Source organism: Marinobacterium rhizophilum DSM 18822 (assembly GCF_000378045.1).
GTDB classification, from domain to species: domain Bacteria; phylum Pseudomonadota; class Gammaproteobacteria; order Pseudomonadales; family Balneatricaceae; genus Marinobacterium_A; species Marinobacterium_A rhizophilum.
On record NZ_KB899135.1, the window covers coordinates 1 to 5,140 of the forward strand.

The 5,140-nt window shown below is 58.1% G+C and carries 3 protein-coding genes; all 3 read right to left on the reverse strand.

Features of this window, described 5'->3' with window-relative positions; genetic code table 11:
* On the reverse strand, positions 1–1,247 hold a 1,247-nt coding region (locus F451_RS0124225), incomplete at its 3' end, for an NAD(P)(+) transhydrogenase (Re/Si-specific) subunit beta (protein WP_020684006.1).
* Positions 1,248–1,259: 12 nt separating this feature from the next.
* A complete protein-coding gene (locus F451_RS0124230; RefSeq protein WP_020684007.1) occupies positions 1,260–2,822 on the reverse strand; it encodes a Re/Si-specific NAD(P)(+) transhydrogenase subunit alpha in 1,563 nt (520 codons plus the stop codon).
* 1,772 nt (positions 2,823–4,594) lie between these two features.
* On the reverse strand, positions 4,595–5,140 hold a 546-nt coding region (locus F451_RS0124240), incomplete at its 5' end, for an aldehyde dehydrogenase family protein (RefSeq protein WP_020684009.1).

Here is a 5,140-nt window from a genome sequence, read left to right on the forward strand (position 1 = left end):
AGCACCGGCATGCCGGCGATGGGGCTGTCCGGCACTTCCTGCGCCGCCGGGTTAACGATGTCGTTGGCGCCGATCACGATCGAGACATCCACATTCGGGAAGTCCGCGTTGATCTCGTCCATTTCGTAAACGATATCGTACGGCACCTTGGCCTCGGCCAGCAGCACGTTCATGTGACCCGGCATGCGTCCGGCCACCGGATGGATGCCAAAGCGTACCTTGACGCCCTTTTCGCGCAGCTTCTTGGTGATTTCAAACACGGTGTGCTGCGCCTGGGCGACGGCCATGCCGTAACCCGGCAGGATCATGACTTCCTTGGCATGTTCCAGCAGGCCGGCCGCTTCTTCCGCCTCAATCGGCTGCACATCGCCGGCTTCACCGGCAGGGCCCGCCGGTGCACCGCCCTTGCTCGGACCGGTACCGAAACCGCCCAGGATGACGTTAACGAACTTGCGGTTCATGGCCTTGCACATGATGTAGCTGAGGATCGCACCGCTGGAGCCCACCAGGGCGCCGACGACGATCAGCAGGTCATTGCCGAGCATGAAGCCCATCGCCGCCGCTGCCCAGCCGGAGTAGCTGTTGAGCATCGACACCACCACCGGCATGTCGGCACCGCCGATGGCCACAACCATGTGCACACCGAACACCAGCGCGATCAGCGTCATGAGCACCAGCCAGACCAGGCCACCGCCGGCCGCAGAGCCCTGCACAAAGAAGATAGCGAACAGCACAGACAGCACCAGCAGACCCAGGTTGAACAGGTGCCGTCCCGGCAACTGCAGCGGCTTGCCGCTGATCTTGGCGCTGAGCTTGAGGTAGGCCGCCACGGAGCCGGAGAAGGTCACCGCGCCGATCAGGATACCGAGGTAGGTTTCGACATCGTGAATGGTCTTTTCGACACCGCCGATCACACTGCCGTGATCCAGCACGTTGGCATAGCCGACGAAGACCGCCGCCAGACCCACCAGGCTGTGCAGAATGGCGACCAGTTCCGGCATCTGGGTCATTTCGACCTTTTTCGCCAGGTACCAGCCGATCGCACCGCCGGCCACCATGCCGACAATCAGCACGAACTGGTTGTCGGTCACCAGACCGAAGATGGTTACGACCAGCGCCAGGCCCATGCCCAGCATGCCGTAGAGGTTGCCGCGACGCGCGCTTTCCTGGTGGCTCAGACCGCTCAGTGCCAGGATGAAGAGTGCGCTGGCACCGATGTATGAAGCTGTGATTACACCTGTATTCATCTTAGGAGGACCTTATTTGCGGAACATCCGCAGCATGCGCTGCGTGACGGCGAAACCACCGACGATGTTGATGCTGGTGATAAACACCGCCAGGGTGGACAGCACCACGACCAGCGTACTGTCACTCGAGATCTGTATCAGCGCGCCAATGACGATAATGCTACTGATGGCGTTGGTGACACTCATCAGCGGCGTGTGCAGCGAGTGGGACACACCCCAGATCACCATGTAGCCGATGAAGCAGGACAGCACGAACACGGTCAGGTGACCGATGAATGCAGGCGGTGCAACAGCACCGAGGCCAAACAGGACCAGACCCGCCAGCGCCAAGGGCGCCAGGAACGCCAGCGGATGCGCAGGCTTGGGCGCCGCCTTCTCGACCGCAGCGCGGGCCTTGTCACCGATGTCCGATTTGGGTGCAACCGACAGGCGCGGTGCGGGGGGCGGCCAGGTCACGTTGCCCTCCTTCACCACGGTGGCGCCACGGATGACCTCATCTTCCATGTTGACGACGATCTCACCGTTCTTTTCCGGGCACAGATCAGTCAGCAGGTGACGCAGGTTGGTGGCATACAGCTGGCTCGCCTGCGCCGCCAGACGGCTTGGCAGGTTGGTGTAGCCAATCAGGGTAACACCGTGCTTGACGACTACTTCGTTGGCGACCGTCAGCTTGCAGTTGCCGCCGGCTTCGGCGGCCAGGTCAACGATGACGCTGCCCGGCTTCATGCTGGCAACCATGCGCTCGGTAATCAGCTCAGGTGCCGGCTTGCCCGGGATCAGCGCCGTGGTAATGATGATGTCCACCTCGGCGGCCTGGGCCGCGAACAGATCCATCTCCGCCTTGATGAACTCGGGGCTCATGGTCTTGGCATAACCACCCTGACCGCTGCCGTCCTCATCCTTGAAGTCGAGCATCAGGAACTCGCCGTCCATGCTCTCGACCTGCTCCTTCACTTCCGGGCGGGTATCGAAGGCACGCACGATAGCGCCCATGCTCTTGGCCGCACCGATGGCCGCGAGACCCGCCACGCCGGCCCCGATCACCAGCACCTTGGCGGGCGGAATCTTGCCGGCCGCAGTGATCTGGCCGGTAAAGAAGCGGCCAAAGTGCTGCGCGGCCTCGACCACGGCGCGGTAACCGGCGATGTTGGCCATGGAGCTCAGCGCATCCATCTTCTGGGCGCGGGAAATACGCGGTACGGAGTCCATCGACAGCGCGGTAACGCCACGATCCGACAGTTCCTGCAGCATTTCCGGATTCTGCGCCGGGTAGAGGAAACTGATCAGGGTCTGGCCCTTGCCCAGCAATTCGATGCCGTAAAAGCCGAGTTCCGGATGTGGGCTGGGCGGACGCACCTTCATGACGATATCGCACGAGTGCCAGAGCTCCTTCGGGTCATCGACAATATCGACACCCGCTTCGCGATACAGGTCATCGTCAAAGCTTGCCTCGTCGCCGGCACCGGTTTCGATCGCCAGGGTAAAGCCGAGCTTCTTTAACTGGATCGCCACCTCGGGGGTGAGCGCAACGCGCTTTTCCCCTTCGTCGATCTCTTTTGGAACACCTATTCGCATCTTGGCTTTCTCCTTAGGTGATAGATGTAGCGATAGCGCTGCGCGGGTTTAGGCCGAAGTAAAAGCGTCTGCTTTCACGTTTAATGCGTATCCAAGGCAGCGTAAGCCGCGTCGGTGGCCTGAGAGTGTTTGCGTATGTTGTCAAAGTGATCTGCAGGGGCTGTCGCTGGTAGAGCTGACAGTACCTGGTATCGCATTTAAGGCAGCCAGCCGTAAATCGATGCAATTTGTGTTTCGCGGATTGGTCATGCCAGCGCGGGTCTCAGAGGTTGTCGTTGTCGGTTATAGGGTTTGCAAACCGCATTACAGCCAAGTCGTTACGTCCGCATGACAAGGCGGAAAAGGGACCACCATGACAATATTATGCATATTAAATTGCTGTATGTTATTTTATGCAATAAACATTGCTGTGGATAGACCTTTTTGCTAATCTTCTTGGACATTGATGAACAGGAGGAGCAGAAGACGTGACACTCCTCAAGTCGGTGCTCGGGCCAGCCTCGAGTCAGACTACCTCTTAAGTATTCATGGAGGGGCTGGTTGGTATTTAACTGGACACCAGGCCCTGGCAACGGCCGGATGCCTATTTGGCATTGCGAATGCCGTCAACCCAGTGAACTTTTCACATCCTGAATGACGTTGTTGTTCTGCGTCTCCTCTGGCCTTTCTGTGGCTGGTTTTTTGCCACCGACTCTGTCGGTGGCATTTTTTATTGATAAGCCATCCATTCCAACACTGAGAACACTGTTTATCTGATTGAGCCCTGTTCAGTAGGACATTCCGAACCCACAGACTCACCTCGCGGGAGTGATGACATCAACCCATGTGCCTGTATTTAGGGCCTGACAGTCCACCCTTGTCTCTGGGGTATTTGCGAATAAATGCCAATGGGTCTCTGTTTTGCAGTGGATATCGCAATCAAGGCGCAGTTTCTGAGGCGTCAAAGCCTGCCGATAAGCTGCAATACCGAGTACAGCTTGAGCTCAAGACCTCGACGCGAGAATCTTGGAGCTTATATCTGCATTGGTGCCGTGTTTTGTAGGGCCTAGGGTCTATTGTCTGCATGAGCACCTGGAATCTGCACGCTTGAGAAGCTGTAGAGGAATATCGCTCCATAAAAGTGGGAGAACGCACTGGGTATGCTGGTTATGGTAAACCTGTCTTGCTCCGGGGCTGGTCGCATCCCTGCGTTAACTGTGCAACACAACGGATTAGCCACTGATTGCTGGTTCGGCAAGTTAGTGGCCACACCGACAACGGCTTGGCAGTCGCAAGCTGTCGAGCTTTTGGCAAGTTTGGATGTCCGTGGTTGCTGCCGGAGTGTGAATGCTACGAAGGCTAGGTCTAGTAACAGAAATGTCAGACTGATGGGCCGAGAGACGAAGACTGTCCAGTCTCCACCGGAAAGCAGCAGCGAACGCTGTAAATTGGATTCAGCGATGAGCTCGATGTCTCATTCAGGGTAAGCATCACCCGCCACTGCCGCGCCGGTCGGCAGCGTTGTTGCGTTGGCTGATGCTAGGATAAACGCCTTGATCTTTTTCATGACGTTTACAATTCCTTTTTATTCGAGTATGTACAGCGAACGTATGCACAAAAAATGGTATTGACCCGGTGGATAGCAATTGACCGGGTCAATACCTGCCTGCCGATGGTGGGTGGCAGGTACGGCCAGGGGCCGTTAAAGCAAGCAGACCCATCAGGAGGAGGTCTGCAGACGCCAGGGCGTTTGGCTTCATACTAAGACGGCCCGCTGGGGCCGTCTCCGATATTTACTCCATCGTTGGCATGACAAAGTCTGCGCCGGAGCGAATGCCCGTCGGCCAGCGCGAGGTGATGGTCTTGAGTTTGGTGTAGAAACGCACGCCCTCGGGGCCGTGCATGTGGTGGTCACCAAACAGCGAGGCTTTCCAGCCGCCGAAGGAATGGAAGGCCATCGGTACCGGAATGGGCACGTTTATGCCGACCATGCCGACCTGGATCTGATGGGCGAACTCACGTGCAGCGTCACCGTCGCGGGTGAAGATCGCGGTGCCGTTGCCGAATTCGTGCTCATTGATCCAGCGGGCCGCGGTTTCGTAGGAGTCGGCGCGGGCGACAGCAAGCACCGGGCCGAAGATCTCTTCCTTGTAGATCGTCATGTCCGTGGTCACGTTATCGAACAGGGTACCGCCGACAAAGTAGCCGTTCTCATACCCCTTGACCTTGAGATCCCGTCCATCGACGACCAGCTTGGCACCCTGTTCGACGCCGGAATCGATATAGCGGCGTACCCGGTCTGCGTGTTCCCGCGTCACCAGCGGACCCATTTCGGCTTT

Excerpts from the sequence above, each read along its gene's own strand:
- F451_RS0124230 (WP_020684007.1), bottom strand. The coding sequence starts at position 2,822 with ATGCGAATAGGTGTTCCAAAAGAGATCGACGAAGGGGAAAAGCGCGTT.